Source organism: Bradyrhizobium sp. USDA 4461, from assembly GCF_054055655.1.
In genome coordinates this window covers 136,033-150,894 of the sequence record NZ_JBSRXM010000001.1, presented here as the reverse complement: position 1 = coordinate 150,894, position 14,862 = coordinate 136,033, and the positions used below count along the sequence as shown (strand labels likewise).

Here is a 14,862-nt window from a genome sequence, read left to right as displayed (position 1 = left end):
GAACGGAAACATTTTGGCATCTAGATGCCTTTCCAACACGCGCAGCGGCGGAAGCCGCAAAAACGAATCGGAGCAGCGTTGTGGATGCACTCGGGAAGACGTGGCTACTCACTATAGGGGATGCTACCTGGCAAGCGAGTGGCGGGGAGCACGTGACGACAATCGGGCCGCTACCCATCTCACCAGGCACTTACGCGGCCCAATACATGGAAGCGATATTCACGCCAGGCATGACGGCTCCGGCGCATACGCATTCTGGCCCGGAAGCTTGGTATACGGTCGCTGGAGAAACGTGTCTCGAAACTCCGGCCGGCACGCAGATTGGTCGAGTTGGCGGTCCTCCAGTCATCATCCCGGGTGGACCGCCCATGCATCTCACCGCAACGGGGACCGAGGTGCGACGCGCGCTCGTGCTGATCCTTCATGACGCTAACAAGCCGCCAACTACTTTGCATCACGAGTGGACGCCGAAAGGATTGTGCAAAAGTTGATCAGACGCCATGACGGCGGTCCGCCTCTCTATCCGCCCGACGGTCGTAGGGTGATTCCGGTTATGGCCCTTAGCGACGGTTCCGGGATATCTGCTCTTGCGCCGCTATTTAGGGCTAAGCGGACGTAACATCAGCTCTGTTTGCCTGATCGGGAATTCCATGGCTAGGGGTAGGGAAGGGCTTAAGGACTGACGCTTCGTTCATGGATCATGGCGGCGCGAGCAGCCTTCTTGATCCCGGCGTTGCAAGCGATGTCCTAGGGCTGAGTGACCCTGTTCGCCAAACGCTCAGCAAGCCCGACAGGATGTCTTTGGCGGGTCTTCGCCGATTCTTGCAGCCTCCTAGGCAATTGCTGTTCGTAGCGGATCGCGCCCTGACTCGGGTTTCTGACATCGAGAGCCTGGTCCCGCAGGCCGCCGCCGATGCTCTGGTTCTTGTTGATTGTGTTGGTAAGGGTGGAGTAGGGCGAGACCAGGCCGCGCCCCAGGAAATCGGCCTCCTGCGCAACAGCTCGAGCTGCGCCACGCCAATCGCCATGCGTGGCCTTGGCAACATCACCCGGTTCGATGATTTGCTTCCCGCGCCAGTCAACGCCCGAGAGCTGCTGCATGGCGGTCGACAGGGCCGGAGACAGGGTGAATGTATCGCGCGCTGCTGTGGTGAGGTTTTCCTTGCCACGGGCCGCTTCGTAAAGATGGTAGGGGATCGCGAGAGGCCCCGCCTGCGTGGTCGTTGCCGGTGATCCACCGCGCGGCCTTGTCCAGCATTGGATAGACGGCAAACGAGAGCAGCCCCATGGCGAACAGGTTGCCGATTGCGTCCAGCTTGTTGCCGCGGGATCCGCGAACGAGGTCCTTGGCGATGTTCGCATAGGAGTTGAAGACGCCGTAGTGGTACCGTCCGAGCACCATGAAGGTAGGCTCGGCCAAAATCTGAGAGAAGATTCGCGCTCCTTGCTTGCTGCCCATGATTGTCGTTGGGATGCGATAGTTCGGAATGTGCTGCTCCGCTTTCGCGATGGCGTCCTATCGACATTCCGTCGCGCATGTGCTCTAGCACGGAGTGGGTCAGGAACATGTCATTAGCGGCCCACATGGCGTGGCTTGAAGCCTTGTAAACAGCTTTCACAAGGTCAATTGGACTACGCCAAACTGGCGCGCGATAGGGTCCCACTTTGATGGGTTCTTTTCGACGGCCTCTCCAAATCCCCTTGCAAGATTGTCGAGAGCATGGCGCGAGATGACACCGCCGTAAATCGTCCCGGCTCCGCTCTCTCGGAGTTGCTTCTGCAGTTCGCCCTGCGTCATGACAGACTTGATTGCCTTCAGGCCATCTAAGGCGAGACTTTTATAACCGCCCGTGCCGGGGAGCCATCGGAAGCCGCGCTCGACAAACCAATGTTCTCCCACATTGCGGATGTGCGCCGTCGGCATCCAGAAGATCGTTTTGGTTACTGCCTGGCTCAGCTTGCGCAGTCGGTTGATTGCAGGTTCGTTGATGCCGGGCCGAGCGAAGTCATCCATGACATACGCGAGCTGCGGGTCCATCTTCCAGCCCTTGAAGTTCTGCAGCCGCGTCTCGACGTAGTTGTCCGGCGCTTTCTCGCCGGGCTTTTTGGCGTGCTTCAGGAATTCGGGGTTTGATTTAAGATCCTGCAAGAACTGCAGATGCCGCGCAATTTCGCCAAGGTCGAGATTGGCCGCAGAGGCGGAGAGGGCGGCGTTGTGGTAATATTCGGGCTTGCCACCGCCGGCCACGCGCGCGTGCTCTTCGATCTCCGGGGTCGTCGCTTCCTTCATCGTGAAGTCGCGGTGACCCAGCTGGTACTGCTCGCCATTCTTGTATTCGAAGCCGGGGTCGACCACCTTCATCGGCCGGCCGTTGTTCCACAACGTGAAGCCGTCATGGTTTAGCGAGATGACGTAACGACGACCTTCCGGGCTCTCCAACGCGACGAACTTGCGATCCAGCATCGTGCCGCGGGGACGCGTGGCCAGCGCATACGTACCCTCGATCGGATCGGCGCTCTCGCCCGGGTTCAGGATGTTTCGTTCCGGCGAGTCGCCTTTTGTAATGCGGTAGATGTGATCCTGAATTTTGGGACCAAGCATGTCGGGATCAAGCTCCGAAACCTGATCGAAAAGTCGGTCATTTTCATCGAAGAGCGGCTTCAGGTGTTGATTGTAGAGCGCCTGTTCATGCGGATCGAGCTGACCGATCTTGCCGGCCTCACGCGCGAAATACATTCGCTCAAGCGTCTTTGGGTTGTTCAGCTCCTTCGGGAGTGATGCAGCCCACTTTTGCAGGTCAATGACATGCTGCTCTTTCGCTTTGCGCACCTTGTAGAGCTCGTCCGAGAGCGAGCGTGCATATTCTTCCTGGGGGCTGCGATTGTCATCGTGCGCGCCGCGGGCGATATAGCTCTTGGTCGGCTTGCGCCCCGGTTCGAGGAATGAATGGAGAAAGGCCGATCCCTTGAGCTTGGATTTGAGGTCGTCGACAATCTTGCCGTGGTCGATCCAACCGCCTTCGTCCTTCAGGAGTTTGTCCATGAGACCGCGCACGGTAGTCGAGTTGGAGTCGCGCACTGTCTCCGACAGGTCGGTCTGAGTGTGATTGTCACCAGGTGGTCCTTCGGCGCCTACTTCGCCTTGAATTTTTTCACCATCGTTCGCGCGAGCCGACATCGAGGCGGGCGGAGTGGGCCCATGCTTGCCTGGCATCTCATCGAATGGCGGCAGCCGCACACCCTCAACCTGTTGTGGGGGACTAACCACTTGCGGCTGGTCAGGCTCTTGCACTGGCTCTGGCGCTTGGCGCGCTGGAGTTGATCCAGCAACGTCGCCGCTGTCGCCGGGTCCACATCCCCTGTGGTCAGCATGTCGCCCTGCTCAGTTGGGGCAGTCGCTTTCCCGTAGACCCGATCGGGGCGCTCCGGGCTCGACTGAGGATTGCCGACCGTCTCGCCAGTCTCGGGAGGCGCTGGCTGGACGGTCGCAGCTTCGCCTTCCACGATGGGCTGTTGCGATACCTGCGCCTCCTCCTGTGCCGGCTGGGCCGCAGGATTTAGGTCGACATTGGGACGGCCGGCAACGCGGCCAACTGCGCGAGCGCCAGCGCCGGACAGGGCTTCACCAACGCGGTTGAAGCGCGGAAACGCTGCGCCGGCCGCGCCTGCGACTGCCAGCTTCGTCGGGTCCACCGAGCTTTCGTTGTAGAGTTCCTGCCCGGCTTCGAAACCGCCCATGAGCGCGCCGTCGAGAACGCGTTCTCCGACACGGGCGCCGGCTGCTGGAGACATCGTTGCGATGGCAGGAGCAATGCCGCCCACAAACGCCGTTTTCGGGTTTGCCTGGATGTTGGCGGCACGCTGCGCGTCGTCGTTGAAACCCATGGCGTCAAGGGCCACCGACTGCGCCTTATCGGTCGCCGTGGAGCCGCCGATCATGCCGATCAGTCCGCCGACGATGGGTCCGGCCGGTGCAAAGGGGCCAAGGAATGGCGCTGCCGCCGTACCTAATGCAACGCCGGCTCCGGCCCCGGCAACACCACCGGCCGCGGGCAAGACACCATGCGCCGCCTCACGACCGAATGTCTTCAACTTGCTTTCAGCCTTGGGGCGCGGTGATTGCTGGTCTGCCCGCGGAAACTGCCGATCCCACTCCTCACCGGGCCACTGGTCTTCACCTGAAGCCTGAACCGGCGCGGCATCGACCCGAGGGAATTGATTGTCCCACTCCCTGCCGGGCCAATCCGGAATTTCATCGAACATAAGGGGACCCTCAGGCTGAGGTGCCTGCTGGTTGTCCGGCATGTCATCGAACAATGGGAGGGTATAATTATCGGCCATGGCGGCGCCTCTCTGACGGAATCATTTCCGAGCGTGCGCCCAAGGCGTTTATAGGAACTTGGTGGCTTTGCTTGAGGTTGCGGGACACTTCCGGCCATAAGGCGGCCGCCTCAGTAGGCGGCGTCTTCCTGTGGTGGCCCGTTGCTGACCTCCGGTGCCATCGCCAAGACGTTCGGGTCCGACAGTACAGCAGACGCCCGGTCCCGAGGCCCTGATGTCGCAGTTTGACCCTAAAGATACGCCTATCGTGGTAAGTTCGCCACGATGCGGAACGACTTACGCTTTCCCCGGAGGCACCAAATGGACAAGGCGTACAATGCTGCCGACATTCACCCCATCTATATGAGAGCCTTCAATGCTGGCGACATCGAAGCCACAGTTGCCTGTTACGAGGACAGTGGATGTTTTGTGTCAGCTTCGGGGCGCGTTGCTCGCGGCGCTGCCGAATTGCGTGAAGTATACCGCAAAACCTTTGCTGCAAGACCGATTTCGCAAAGTTCTCGAAGCCGGAAATGATCTGGCCCTTGTTATCGGCGAGTGGACCTCTAAGGCTCAGATGCCGACCGGCGATACGAAGATTTGGTCTGGCACCTACACCGACATCGTTAGGAAGCAATCGGACGGCACCTGGAAACTGGTCCTTGATAATTCGCATGGTGTTGAACCTTCGAAGGAGCAATCGACCTGATCACCCGTTGCGCTTTTTTCCGGTTTTGGCCCGCTACTGACCTCCACGCGAGCGACCGCAGGGCCTGGTATCCGGCGTAGACCGGACCAGCCCTGAAGCAGGGTTGAAGTCGCTGAGAAGAAGAGTATTCAGCTAACGCATGAGCTCAGCTTAATGCAGACGATTGCAATTCCGCTCTCTTCTCTAGGATGGAGTGCTGACGAGCCGGTTCTCCCAAGGAAGCTTCGGCGAAGCTTTTAGTGCGAACGCTCCATCGCCAAGCAGCGCTTGGATGGCCAGCATGATGGCCCAGACAAAGGGTAGTTCCCAGCCAGCATCCGTGAAGTAGAACCCCTTTCTGGCCGTCCAAAACAGGGTCGCACCGATCATCATTGGAAGCGTGTAGAGGCTCACCCAACGTGTGTATATGCCAAGCATCAAGAGAATTGCCGCTCCAAATTCGGCGCTCAGGGCGTAGACGAGCACCCATTCGGGATACCCCGCCTTCAAAAGCCCATTCCACCACAGGCTAATCGGCTTGAGGACGGTTTTTCCGTAGAGGTGGACAATGAAAAGACTCGCGAGCGTCAGGCGCAGGAAAAACGCACCATAAGGTGCAGTTCTTTGGTCAATCACTGGTGGCTCCTTGAAATGCTGCGGAACCCCGCTAGTCTGACTTATAGTCAACAAATTTCAACCGCCGCTGACCAACGCTCGAAGTGCGTTTGGCTAGGCGGCTGGGCTCCAGATTCCAATACCCAAAGCCAAACCACAACGTCGCCCGTTGGTCCGGAGCTGACATGCAGCTAGGTCGGCTTCAACGTCAGCTTCGGATACGCGCCCAGTCTAGTACTTGCGCGGTTAGCTCGATCGGAACAGACTAGATTGCCGTCCGCGATCCGCGTTGCGGGCGGCTGGATCGTCAAATGGCCTCAGCTTTTCGCTGAGGCCTTTTTCATTCTTGGGGGGGCCGCGTGAGGGCTATATCACCTTCTTTCGCGATTGCGCTTTTCGAACATGCTGCGAATGCCGCGCGACAGCTGCGGGATATCGCCATTGTCCGGCTTGTTGCACTGCGGGTACGGCGCTCCCGCGCCGCCGCACCAGCATGCGTGATTGCCGGTCCACGGCTGATCCGGATGGTTCTCACAGACCCATCCGGTGTTGTCGCAGAGGATGCAAGCTGGCCCGGTCATCGCATCAGCCTGAACAGCTCGAGGACATCGGTAAGCCGCAACTTGGCACCCTTCGGCATGTGCTGAAGAAGCAGATGCGCGGTATCCCCGGCAATCTCGTCTCGCTTGAGGGGCTGTTCTCAGCGTGGAACAGCCGCATTTTCTCGGCGAACTTCCGGGCGACCTCAGGCGGGATTTCGAGCGGCTTCCGGGTGATCGGCATGCCCGGAAGATAAGTATCCGGGGCTCGTTTGGCGAGTTCCGTATAGACCAATGGCGCATTGTCCTCCGCAGCCCAATTTGCGGAGGCTCGCTGCACGCAGCGATGCTACACGCTAGCGCAACTGCAGCACCAGCGCCGGTAGGGGCGCTGGTGCTTTTTATGAGAGCGGCCCCAGCAACCTATGGGGGCCTTATAGGGAAGGCAGGTTGCTGAGGCCTTCTACCGGCCCGTCCGCGTTAACCGGGCCAGGTTCAGAAAAGCAAAGTGGCGGCTGTTATGAGGACTGGAAGCAAGCCGAAGAAAATGATCGCAGCGTCGTAATGCAGTCCAGGTGTTTCGGACATTGCATCTGCTGCGCGACGGCCGCCGATTGTCGAAGCGCGCGAGCTGCGCTGATCTGGGCCACTAGTCGAAGAAGAATCCAGAAGACCATATGTCATTGGAAGCCCCGGCCTCGAAGGGTTTCCATGCTATGCAGAGATATCCTCGCGGGAAAAGTGCAGTTTGTGCCACAACTACTTAGTCCGGTAGTTCTACGGTCCCTCAAATGGACTCGGGAAAAAGTGGCAATTCTAATCGGGATGCTTACGATTGTTTCATCGGGTCACGTCCCGATTCATCATAGGGATAACTGGGCCTCAGCTTGTACAACCTCGCTGAGGCCGCTTCTTTTCAGGTGAACAGGTCTTTCCCAGCCTGCAGCATCCTCACGAACGTGCCGCTCTCGTGGTACTCTAGCCAGCCCTGATCTTTTTGCGTATTGCAGCCCCGCCCAGTATTCGGCCGGCGTCGCCTTGTCCTCATCAAGCACCGGATAGTTGATCTTCTCGATGTAGATCCTGCCATCCTGGATTGGCTCGAATGTTCGCGCGTGCTCCATGAGTCTTCGCGCGGCTTTCTCAGGGTCGGAGTAGAGCCGGTCGCCAATGTACTTCATCGTTCATCATCTGCGGGATTGGCGAGAGCCCCGGCAATCTTTGGGGGCCAAGGAGGCGGTTGCCGGGGCCCTCTATGCGGCTGGCTCAACGCCAGCCGACTCGCAAGGGAGAGGCTGCCAGCCTTAAAGGGCCAGCGCAATCGCAGTAATGGCGATAGGGAGAAGACCCAACAGGACGATGCCTACACGGACCAACGTTTCGGCCATGGCACACCCCCGACAAGAGGTCGATTATCATATGTTAGCCGGGTAACATTCTCGGAGGAAGCGCAATTTGTGCAAAACACACGCGGTCGATCGATCCGCGCGCTCCCATCCTCGCCTAGTTTGCGGTTGATGAACGCTTCAGCGCGCCGCTTTGCCAGCTCAGGCAACCTCGTGCGCACGGTGCTGTGTACCATCTCATCGTCGAGCTGAATGACTATCTCAAATTGATCGTCGTATCGGCTCGTCACGCTGAACGTAACGCTTCTGTGGCTGTAAGACGTGGGCATGCGCCGGACTTAGCAATCGACCGGCGGCGCCAGTACCGGGAACGTACGGGCAATCGTCCCGCTGCTGGAATAGGCTTATGCAGACAAGATTGCGAACTACATGTCCGGGGCGATGTCGATCCCGTATCGCGCAAGTGCGATCGACAGCACCAAGCCGAAGAGGCTGAACAGTGTTACGACGGCAAGAGCCGAAAGGGGCGTCAGGTTTTGTCGGGAGACCCGACAGCGCGCAGCATCTTATCTGCCCTCGTGCCCGGTGGCTCGACTACAAGGCTGTCGAATTCCATCTTGGACGAAGCCTTAATCACGGGATCGGCTGGCAGGCAGTCGTTGGGGGCGTACCACGGCGCCTTTTCAATGGCTCCGCCCTCCAGCGCCTTCGCCATCAATTGGCCGATCTCAGGTCCGGTCAATGGGACGAGACTGCCATCCTCATGCTTGTAGAGCTGGGGGCAGAAATAGAGCGCGTGGATCCGCGGGTCATAGCCGTCCAGAACGAGGAAGTATTCCGGCTTACGAAAAAGCTTTCGCTTCTTCACCAGCTGGCGGTCCTGCGTAGTGAGGGCAACACGCAGCTTTTCGCGTTCGTGCCCGACGATGGTGGCGGCTTCCAGAAGAATGAGCCAGTCCTTCGTATTCGCGTTGTCCTCATGGATGGAGACTAAGGCGCGTACTCATAAACTCGTCAGTTCCGCTTATGAAGAGTCCGCTCTGAGCGATCAGTTCACTCCAACCAGCGCCTGACAGACCTCCCGGCTGGCCTCTTGGAATAATTTGACTCCGCCTCCGGCCCGCCGTCCCTTCAAGGTGATTAAGGCTATCGGGGCGGACGTATCGCCAAGATCGACGTTCAGCGCGCGGAGCCATGCACTGCTCGATCGCATTCTGAGTATCTGCATGGGCAATAGGGTTATAAACCGGCTGCTCGCCAACAGATTCAACCGCATGTAGATTGAAATCGTGGTGACGGTCGTTGGTGGAAGCGGCAGGTTATGTCGCCGAAATAGCTCGACGCCGGTACGCCCCAAAAAACTATCGGGCGGCGAGAGCGTCCATTGCTCCTGCATAAGTTCTGCGAGCTTCAACTTCTTCCTCGATCGCAGGAGCGGATGCTGTCGCTCCGCCATCACCGCAAGGGAGGATCTAAACAGCACCTCCGCGGACAAATCATCGGCGACCGGCAACGGCGACCAGCGCGTGATGGCCAGATCAAGCATTCTCTGGCGCAGAGCATGCTCCAGCGCATCCCGGTCACCTATCGTCACATGATACCTGATGCCTGGATATTTGCGGACGAGATGTTCGATGATTTCTGTAACGATAGCGGTGACCGGCTCGGTTGTACCGATCGCAACGAGCCCTTGCGCCGGATCTGACCTTTGCGCAATGTCGGTAACACCTAGCTTTATTTCGTCGAAAACGACGCGCGCGCGATCGACAAGAAGGCGACCGCACTCAGTGAGTTCAACTCCGCGCGAAGTGCGATCCAGCAGCGTAGCTCCGACGGCATGCTCCATATCGGTGATGGCTTTGGAGATCGCCGGCTGCGACAACCCGAGACGGCGAGACGCCTTGGCCATGCTGCCGACCTCTGCGACGGTCTGCAGCGTATGCAGATCCTTGAGGCGTAGGCGTCGGCCGATGCGGTCGTGCCACTGCATGGGTATTCACCTCACGTTATAGCCCGATAGAAAAATGCAATTTCGGGTTATAGCGATGTTGCTCCAGAATAGCGAGATGGAAAGCCGGCCGGACCATCGTATTGCTGTCCCGAGCACATGGAGAACGCCATGCAGCTTTACTCGCGTCGCGCCATACTGGCCGGGTTTTCGACTCTGGCTCTTCCGCTACCCGTTATTGCTGCCGACCAGCCGCTGAAGATTGTGTTTCCATTCGCGCCTGGTGGGTCGGGAGATTCGATGGCCCGGCTGTTTGCCGAGCAGCTTCATACCAGGCTCGGCAAGGTGGCGATTGTAGAGAACCTTGCTGGCGCTGGCGGGCGCATCGGCGCTCAGGCGGTCAAGAATGCCGCACCGGGAGAGGAGGCAGTGCTGTTTGCTTCCGCTTCGCAATTCACACTTCAGCCGCATCTGTTCAGGAGCCTGGGATATGATGCAGAGCGCGACTTTGTGCCACTTTCGCAGGTGATGACGGTCGATCTCGCTCTGGCGGTCAGCGGGAAGCTGCCCATCCATTCGGTGCACGAACTCATCGACTGGGTGAAGGCCAATCCCGAACAGGCCGTGTACGGCTCGCCGGGAGCAGGTACAGCACCTCATTTCATCTGCGGCGAGTTTGGCCGGATCACAGGCCTGAACCTGCGCCACACGCCCTACAAGGGTACGCCTGCTGCCCTCCCGGATGTGCTGGCCGGCCGGGTCCCGCTGTATATGGCGTTTCTTTCCGAACTCCTGGAGCAACATGGGGCCGGTGGCATACGCATCATCGCCACCGCAGCCGCTGCGCGATCTTCCTTCCTGCCCCAGACCGCAACTCTGAAGGAGAGCGGGATCGATATCGACGCAGCCGGGTGGTTCGCATTCTATGCGCCTGCCCATTCCTCGCGTCAGTTCGTTGAGCGCCTGGGAAAGGAGATCATTGCAATCGGGAGCGATCCCGAAATGCGCGCAAAGATTCGTGCCATGGGGTGCGAGCCGACAGGAACGACATCGGACAAACTTAAACATATCCAGCGCGCCGAGTTCGAACGCTGGAGACCGATCGTCAAGGCGTCAGGATTCCCGATCGAAGGCTAGAGCGGCACATGACCACCAATCCCCGCGAAAAGTTGTTGGATCTTGTTCAATCGCACCGCGTGACGGCAGTGATCTATGTCGCTGCCCGGCTGGGGCTCGCCGAGTTGCTACGCGACGGACCGCGAACGGTCGACGAACTTGCGCGCCGAACCCACACGGATCGGGACGCACTTGCCCGCTTGCTCGTCGCTCTCTCGACCGTCGGCATCTGCACTCGCGTCGGTGAAGGCCGCTACTTGCTAACCGAGTTGGGGGCGGGACTCGACGGTGCTGCGGGACCATCATTCAAGAACTGGGTCATTTTTGAAGGCTCCATGCTGACCAGGAGGTGGGATGGTCTTCTGGATTCGATCATGTCGGGCAAGACGGCTTCCCAACTTCAGAACGTTGACGACAATTTCGATCTGATGGCGCGCACGCCAGAGCATGTGCGGATATTCAATGATGCGATGACAGACCTGACACGGCTGGTCACGCACGATCTAATGCAGGCCTACGACTTTGGAACGATCTCCCACTTGATGGATGTCGGAGGCGGCTCTGGGGAGCTCATCGGCGCCGTGGCGAAAGAATATTCGAATATCAAAGGAACGGTTTTCGATTTGCCGAGGTGCGCTAACGCCGCTAACCAGCACTTCGGCAGCCTGGGACTCTCCGATCGCCTTACCTTTGTCGCAGGCGATTTCTTTCACGCGGTGCCCGCAGTGGCCGATGCGATCATCTTGAAAAGCATTATTCACGATTGGGATGATGAGCGCAGCCGCATTATTTTGGGAAACTGCCGCCGAGCGCTTCCGCAAAAAGGCAGACTGCTATTGGTCGAACGTGCGATGCCGGAATTGCCCGGGACCGATGACGTGGGCAGGTCTTGTGCGATGAGCGATTTAAACATGCTGCGCGGTCCAGGTGGACGGGAACGGACCGAAAGGGAATATGATCGGCTCCTGACCGAGAGTGGCTTCCGTACCATCGCGGTTCTCCACGCCGGCCGCTTTAATCTGATCGAGTCGCGGCTTTGTTGAGACTTGTAAAGTGGTTCACTTTGCGCGCTTCCAGGTCACTTCGACATTCTCTCCGCTCGGAGGGCGAACAGTCAGTGTGAGTTGATCCCCAGTTATCGTAACGAAGCGCTTCTGATCTGAGCCGTTCCAGTTGGGAAAGGAGCTACCTTCAATATGGATTGCGATGCTAGGGTCTGCCTCATTCACGGTGTACGTCCCGAAGTAGGTCTGGGTTCCATTAGCTGTTGTTTCATTTTCTTCCGGAGTACCGTGCCATAGCGTATTGCTTTTGTATTTGGCGCGGTCTGGGCGCATGACCGTGATGATGTAGCGCCCACCCGCATCAAAAATGGCCATACCCGCTGGGTTCTCTCCGAACTGCCGTAAGGTGGTGCCATCGTTTTTCTTCTGCTCCCAGGACGCCACGATCCAAGTTCCGACGAGGCCTTCCTTCATCGATTGCTGCTGACCGGTGGCGATATTTGCATGCAAGGACAGCCCGAAAGCCGCGACCATGCACGCTCCAAGAACTCCACGGTGCTTCCTCATGTCTCCTCCGCCTTTCAAGTCGCCAGATTGCAGGAATCTAGGCTTGTGAGGGACTGGTTTCCACATTCTGGTCATTTCCGCCGCATTTGGCCGAAATTGAGGACTGGTTGATGTCCCGCTCCTGGACCCATCTGCGAAGTTGCGCCGCGTCTCTCGAGGTCCATTCATCGCGGTGGAGCGGACCAAATATGCCCGACGACCTGAGTTCTTCGCACTTTGGCCCGTTCCGGCCGATGCGGAAGCTGGGATGCAGGTCAGCTTGCCGGGGTAGACCGGAAACCCCATCTTCTCTTCCGAAGGGTGCTCGTGACCCACAGGCGACATTTCCGTGTTGGTGGCTCCTTGAATGGGCAAGCATTTCGCCAAATGCTCCAAAGCCGTCAGTGTTCGCGTTCCCAGGTCAAAGTGCCGACGACTTTCTTACCCTGATAGATCCCAACTGAGCTGACTTGTTCAGCCGTTCGGAGGCTCAACCGGTCACCCTCCAACTTGAAAAATCTCACCTGATCCAGCCCGGTGAGGAGCTCGTTGCCCGATATGTCGACCTTGGTCGTGAACTTGTCTCCGTGGATGGTGAATTTACCGGAGTAGACAAGCAATGACTTGAGGAGCGCCGCTGCCTCTTCGTTGTTTGTTGCAGGCTTGCGGTTTGCTCCGACAATAATGAAGGCCGCAAGTCCGTCCGGCGTGAAGAGCGCCCTGCCTTTCGGGTTAGGACCAAACGGTTCGGTGGCGTCGCCGCCGACAGTTTGAATGGTCCAAGAGGTCAACTTCCAGCTCCCGACCAGTTGCTTCGATGCGTCGTCCGCAAACACAGGTCCGGACGGAAAACAACAACAGAAAGCAACCAATAAGGCAACGAGACGCGCCATGCTGTTTCCCGTGAATGGCAAGTCGGGTTCCGACGATGAACAGGATAGCCGGGGCAATCAAAAGTTACGAGCCTCGGACGGCGACTGGAGACATCGAAGAATCTCACAGGCGCGCCTCATTGAAAAATCATATGCTACCCGGTCAAAGGACGGGCTTGTCCGCATCATGTATCCGTGGGGGATCCGGGGCAAGATGTGGACTTCGACATTGTCCATGCGCGCCGCCACGTCATGATACGCCTGCAGCACTTCGGCCGGCGCGCGATTGTCCTCGTCGCCCCACATGAAACAGACTTGCTCGCGGACCCCGGCAAGCTCGTGAAGACAGTCCAGCATCTCCGACCCGTGGCAGCAGATACCGACGGCATAACCAAGTCGCTTCGGCCCGAGAATCGCATAGGGGCCGCCGTAGCAAAATCCCATGACCGCCGCCTGGCCGTTGAATTGCGGGATCGTGCCGAGGTGTCTCAAGGTGTCGATCATATCGTCTTCGCCGGCCTTGATTTGCTCGAGGCGCGGCTGCGCGCGCTGGGCCGCACGCGGGTCGTTCCGAGGCAGCGGGCCGGCAATCGAACGCCAGAACAGATCCGGCACCGCGACGATGACGCCGTATGCCGCCAGTTCGTCGGCGATGGCTATCATGTCGGTATCAACACCGTGAATAGCGGAGGCAAGCACAATTGCAGCGACCGACTTTTCAGTCTCGGGCGCGACCAGATAGCAATCGAACGCGCCGCCATCCTTCGCGCAAATCTTGCTGAATGTCCCCTGCATGTAGGACTTCGCCGTGCTACTCCGGTCGTATCTTCGCAAGGCTGATCACTTCGGCCCACTTCTCGGTTTCATCGGCCATCAGCTTGCCGAAATCGGCGGGCGAGCCGCCCAGTGCTGTCGCGTCGAGGCCGCGCAGGCGCATCCTGAACCCCGCATCGGCCAGTGCGGCGTTGGCCTCCCTGTTGAGCCTGTCGACGATCACGCCAGGGGTGCCTTTCGGCGCGCCGATGCCGAACACCGAGCTCGCCTCGTAGCCGGGCACGAATTCGCCGATAGAAGGCACATCCGGTAATGCCTCGGATCGCATCGCCGTCGTCAGCCCAAGCGCGCGCAGCTTGCCGCTCTCAATGTAACCGATCGAGGCCGCCACATTGGCAAAGACGACCTGCACCTGCCCGCCGAGCAGATCCGTGATGGCGGGCGCCACGCCGCGATAGGGCACATGCTGAAGATCCAGCCCCCCGGCGGCCTGCTTGAACAATTCCGCGGCGATGTGGGTGATCCCGCCCACGCCGCCGCCCGAACCGTAGGCGAGTTTTCCGGGATTGGCTTTGGCATAGGCGATGAACTCGGGAATCGTATGGGCAGGAACCGATGGGTGGATCACCATCACCAGCGCGCCACGGATCAGCCCTGCGACCGGCGCTATATCCCGCAGGAAGTTGAAATCGAGATTTTCATAAAGCGTAGCATTGATCGCGTTGGAAGAGCCAGCCAGCAGGAGCATGTAGCCGTCGGGAGGCGCGCGCACGACCGCGTCAGTCGCGAGATTGCTTCCCGCCCCGGGCCGGTTCTCGACGATGAATTGCTGGCCGAGCCGCTCCGACCACCAATCTGCGACCAGACGCGCGAGAATGTCGTTTGGGCCGCCGGCGGCGAAGCCGACCATGATCCGGACCGGTCGAGAGGGATAGATGTCGGCGTAAGCCAGGCCCGACAGCAGCGGCGGTGCCCCCGCTGCGAAGCGTAAAAATTGACGTCGGGAGGGAGTCACAGGCTTTGCTCCGTCGAACCTATACCCAAGCGGGCTCTCTTCACGGCGGAGGATAGTTGATGCTGTCATAAGCGCATAA

At 59.0% G+C, this 14,862-nt stretch carries 16 protein-coding genes; 4 read left to right on the top strand and 12 right to left on the bottom strand.

Annotated features, from left to right (window positions below):
- Nucleotides 1-747: 747 nt before the first annotated feature.
- The 4 genes from ACVINW_RS00720 to ACVINW_RS00705 all read right to left on the bottom strand — a co-directional run bounded on the left by ACVINW_RS00720 (nucleotide 748) and on the right by ACVINW_RS00705 (nucleotide 4,341).
- Nucleotides 748-1,101 (bottom strand): hypothetical protein, encoded by a 354-nt coding sequence (locus ACVINW_RS00720; protein WP_456749539.1) that lies wholly within the window; start codon nucleotides 1,099-1,101, stop codon nucleotides 748-750.
- Nucleotides 1,079-1,459 (bottom strand): hypothetical protein, encoded by a 381-nt coding sequence (locus ACVINW_RS00715; RefSeq protein ID WP_456749538.1) that lies wholly within the window; start codon nucleotides 1,457-1,459, stop codon nucleotides 1,079-1,081. The genes ACVINW_RS00720 and ACVINW_RS00715 overlap by 23 nt, the downstream gene beginning before the upstream one ends.
- Nucleotides 1,460-1,615: 156 nt before the next feature.
- Complete coding sequence (locus tag ACVINW_RS00710) at nucleotides 1,616-3,043, bottom strand: hypothetical protein (RefSeq protein WP_456749537.1); 1,428 nt, start codon at nucleotides 3,041-3,043, stop codon at nucleotides 1,616-1,618.
- A gap of 89 nt (nucleotides 3,044-3,132) precedes the next feature.
- Nucleotides 3,133-4,341: a hypothetical protein gene (locus tag ACVINW_RS00705; protein ID WP_456749536.1), complete on the bottom strand. Its 1,209-nt coding sequence runs from the start codon at nucleotides 4,339-4,341 to the stop codon at nucleotides 3,133-3,135.
- A 355-nt stretch (nucleotides 4,342-4,696) separates the two neighbouring features.
- On the opposite strand from ACVINW_RS00705, the gene ACVINW_RS00700 reads away from it, so the two are divergent.
- The gene (locus tag ACVINW_RS00700) at nucleotides 4,697-5,029 is read left to right on the top strand and encodes a YybH family protein (protein WP_456749535.1); all 333 of its coding nucleotides are present in this window, start codon (nucleotides 4,697-4,699) and stop codon (nucleotides 5,027-5,029) included.
- Nucleotides 5,030-5,212: 183 nt separating this feature from the next.
- Here ACVINW_RS00700 and ACVINW_RS00695 read toward each other — a convergent pair whose 3' ends face one another.
- Complete coding sequence (locus ACVINW_RS00695; RefSeq protein WP_456749534.1) at nucleotides 5,213-5,644, bottom strand: DoxX family protein; 432 nt, start codon at nucleotides 5,642-5,644, stop codon at nucleotides 5,213-5,215.
- A 634-nt stretch (nucleotides 5,645-6,278) separates the two neighbouring features.
- On the opposite strand from ACVINW_RS00695, the gene ACVINW_RS00690 reads away from it, so the two are divergent.
- Nucleotides 6,279-6,419: a hypothetical protein gene (locus tag ACVINW_RS00690; RefSeq protein ID WP_456749533.1), complete on the top strand. Its 141-nt coding sequence runs from the start codon at nucleotides 6,279-6,281 to the stop codon at nucleotides 6,417-6,419.
- A gap of 606 nt (nucleotides 6,420-7,025) precedes the next feature.
- On the opposite strand, the gene ACVINW_RS00685 is transcribed toward ACVINW_RS00690, so the two are convergent.
- The 3 genes from ACVINW_RS00685 to ACVINW_RS00675 all read right to left on the bottom strand — a co-directional run bounded on the left by ACVINW_RS00685 (nucleotide 7,026) and on the right by ACVINW_RS00675 (nucleotide 9,498).
- Nucleotides 7,026-7,343, bottom strand: coding sequence for a hypothetical protein (locus ACVINW_RS00685; protein ID WP_456749532.1), 318 nt, complete (start codon nucleotides 7,341-7,343; stop codon nucleotides 7,026-7,028).
- Nucleotides 7,344-8,037: 694 nt separating this feature from the next.
- Nucleotides 8,038-8,376 carry a hypothetical protein gene (locus ACVINW_RS00680; RefSeq protein WP_456749531.1) on the bottom strand — a complete coding sequence of 113 codons (339 nt, stop codon included), beginning with the start codon at nucleotides 8,374-8,376 and terminating at the stop codon, nucleotides 8,038-8,040.
- Nucleotides 8,377-8,556: 180 nt separating this feature from the next.
- On the bottom strand, nucleotides 8,557-9,498 hold the full coding sequence (locus ACVINW_RS00675) for a LysR family transcriptional regulator (protein ID WP_456749530.1): 942 nt from the start codon (nucleotides 9,496-9,498) through the stop codon (nucleotides 8,557-8,559).
- 129 nt (nucleotides 9,499-9,627) lie between these two features.
- On the opposite strand from ACVINW_RS00675, the gene ACVINW_RS00670 reads away from it, so the two are divergent.
- Both ACVINW_RS00670 and ACVINW_RS00665 read left to right on the top strand, forming a co-directional pair.
- The gene (locus ACVINW_RS00670) at nucleotides 9,628-10,593 is read left to right on the top strand and encodes a tripartite tricarboxylate transporter substrate-binding protein (protein WP_456749529.1); all 966 of its coding nucleotides are present in this window, start codon (nucleotides 9,628-9,630) and stop codon (nucleotides 10,591-10,593) included.
- Between the two features lie 8 nt (nucleotides 10,594-10,601).
- A complete protein-coding gene (locus ACVINW_RS00665; protein WP_456749528.1) occupies nucleotides 10,602-11,615 on the top strand; it encodes a methyltransferase in 1,014 nt (337 codons plus the stop codon).
- Between the two features lie 15 nt (nucleotides 11,616-11,630).
- Here ACVINW_RS00665 and ACVINW_RS00660 read toward each other — a convergent pair whose 3' ends face one another.
- From ACVINW_RS00660 to ACVINW_RS00645, 4 genes are all read right to left on the bottom strand, one after another.
- Nucleotides 11,631-12,110 (bottom strand): lipocalin-like domain-containing protein, encoded by a 480-nt coding sequence (locus tag ACVINW_RS00660; RefSeq protein ID WP_456749527.1) that lies wholly within the window; start codon nucleotides 12,108-12,110, stop codon nucleotides 11,631-11,633.
- Between the two features lie 413 nt (nucleotides 12,111-12,523).
- The gene (locus ACVINW_RS00655; RefSeq protein WP_456749526.1) at nucleotides 12,524-13,015 is read right to left on the bottom strand and encodes a lipocalin-like domain-containing protein; all 492 of its coding nucleotides are present in this window, start codon (nucleotides 13,013-13,015) and stop codon (nucleotides 12,524-12,526) included.
- 57 nt (nucleotides 13,016-13,072) lie between these two features.
- Nucleotides 13,073-13,789, bottom strand: a complete 717-nt coding sequence (locus ACVINW_RS00650; RefSeq protein ID WP_456749525.1) for a dienelactone hydrolase family protein — start codon at nucleotides 13,787-13,789, stop codon at nucleotides 13,073-13,075.
- A 16-nt stretch (nucleotides 13,790-13,805) separates the two neighbouring features.
- A complete protein-coding gene (locus ACVINW_RS00645; protein ID WP_456749524.1) occupies nucleotides 13,806-14,678 on the bottom strand; it encodes a tripartite tricarboxylate transporter substrate binding protein in 873 nt (290 codons plus the stop codon).
- Nucleotides 14,679-14,862 lie beyond the last annotated feature (184 nt).

Excerpts from the sequence above, each read along its gene's own strand:
- ACVINW_RS00650 (WP_456749525.1), bottom strand. The coding sequence starts at position 13,789 with ATGCAGGGGACATTCAGCAAGATTTGCGCGAAGGATGGCGGCGCGTTC.
- ACVINW_RS00660 (WP_456749527.1), bottom strand. The coding sequence starts at position 12,110 with ATGGTCGCGGCTTTCGGGCTGTCCTTGCATGCAAATATCGCCACCGGT.
- ACVINW_RS00685 (WP_456749532.1), bottom strand. The coding sequence starts at position 7,343 with ATGAAGTACATTGGCGACCGGCTCTACTCCGACCCTGAGAAAGCCGCG.
- ACVINW_RS00675 (WP_456749530.1), bottom strand. The coding sequence starts at position 9,498 with ATGCAGTGGCACGACCGCATCGGCCGACGCCTACGCCTCAAGGATCTG.
- ACVINW_RS00655 (WP_456749526.1), bottom strand. The coding sequence starts at position 13,015 with ATGGCGCGTCTCGTTGCCTTATTGGTTGCTTTCTGTTGTTGTTTTCCG.
- ACVINW_RS00670 (WP_456749529.1), top strand. The coding sequence starts at position 9,628 with ATGCAGCTTTACTCGCGTCGCGCCATACTGGCCGGGTTTTCGACTCTG.
- ACVINW_RS00700 (WP_456749535.1), top strand. The coding sequence starts at position 4,697 with ATGCTGGCGACATCGAAGCCACAGTTGCCTGTTACGAGGACAGTGGAT.
- ACVINW_RS00715 (WP_456749538.1), bottom strand. The coding sequence starts at position 1,459 with ATGGGCAGCAAGCAAGGAGCGCGAATCTTCTCTCAGATTTTGGCCGAG.
- ACVINW_RS00690 (WP_456749533.1), top strand. The coding sequence starts at position 6,279 with ATGCGCGGTATCCCCGGCAATCTCGTCTCGCTTGAGGGGCTGTTCTCA.
- ACVINW_RS00720 (WP_456749539.1), bottom strand. The coding sequence starts at position 1,101 with ATGCAGCAGCTCTCGGGCGTTGACTGGCGCGGGAAGCAAATCATCGAA.
- ACVINW_RS00705 (WP_456749536.1), bottom strand. The coding sequence starts at position 4,341 with ATGGCCGATAATTATACCCTCCCATTGTTCGATGACATGCCGGACAAC.
- ACVINW_RS00665 (WP_456749528.1), top strand. The coding sequence starts at position 10,602 with ATGACCACCAATCCCCGCGAAAAGTTGTTGGATCTTGTTCAATCGCAC.
- ACVINW_RS00645 (WP_456749524.1), bottom strand. The coding sequence starts at position 14,678 with ATGGTCGGCTTCGCCGCCGGCGGCCCAAACGACATTCTCGCGCGTCTG.
- ACVINW_RS00710 (WP_456749537.1), bottom strand. The coding sequence starts at position 3,043 with ATGGACAAACTCCTGAAGGACGAAGGCGGTTGGATCGACCACGGCAAG.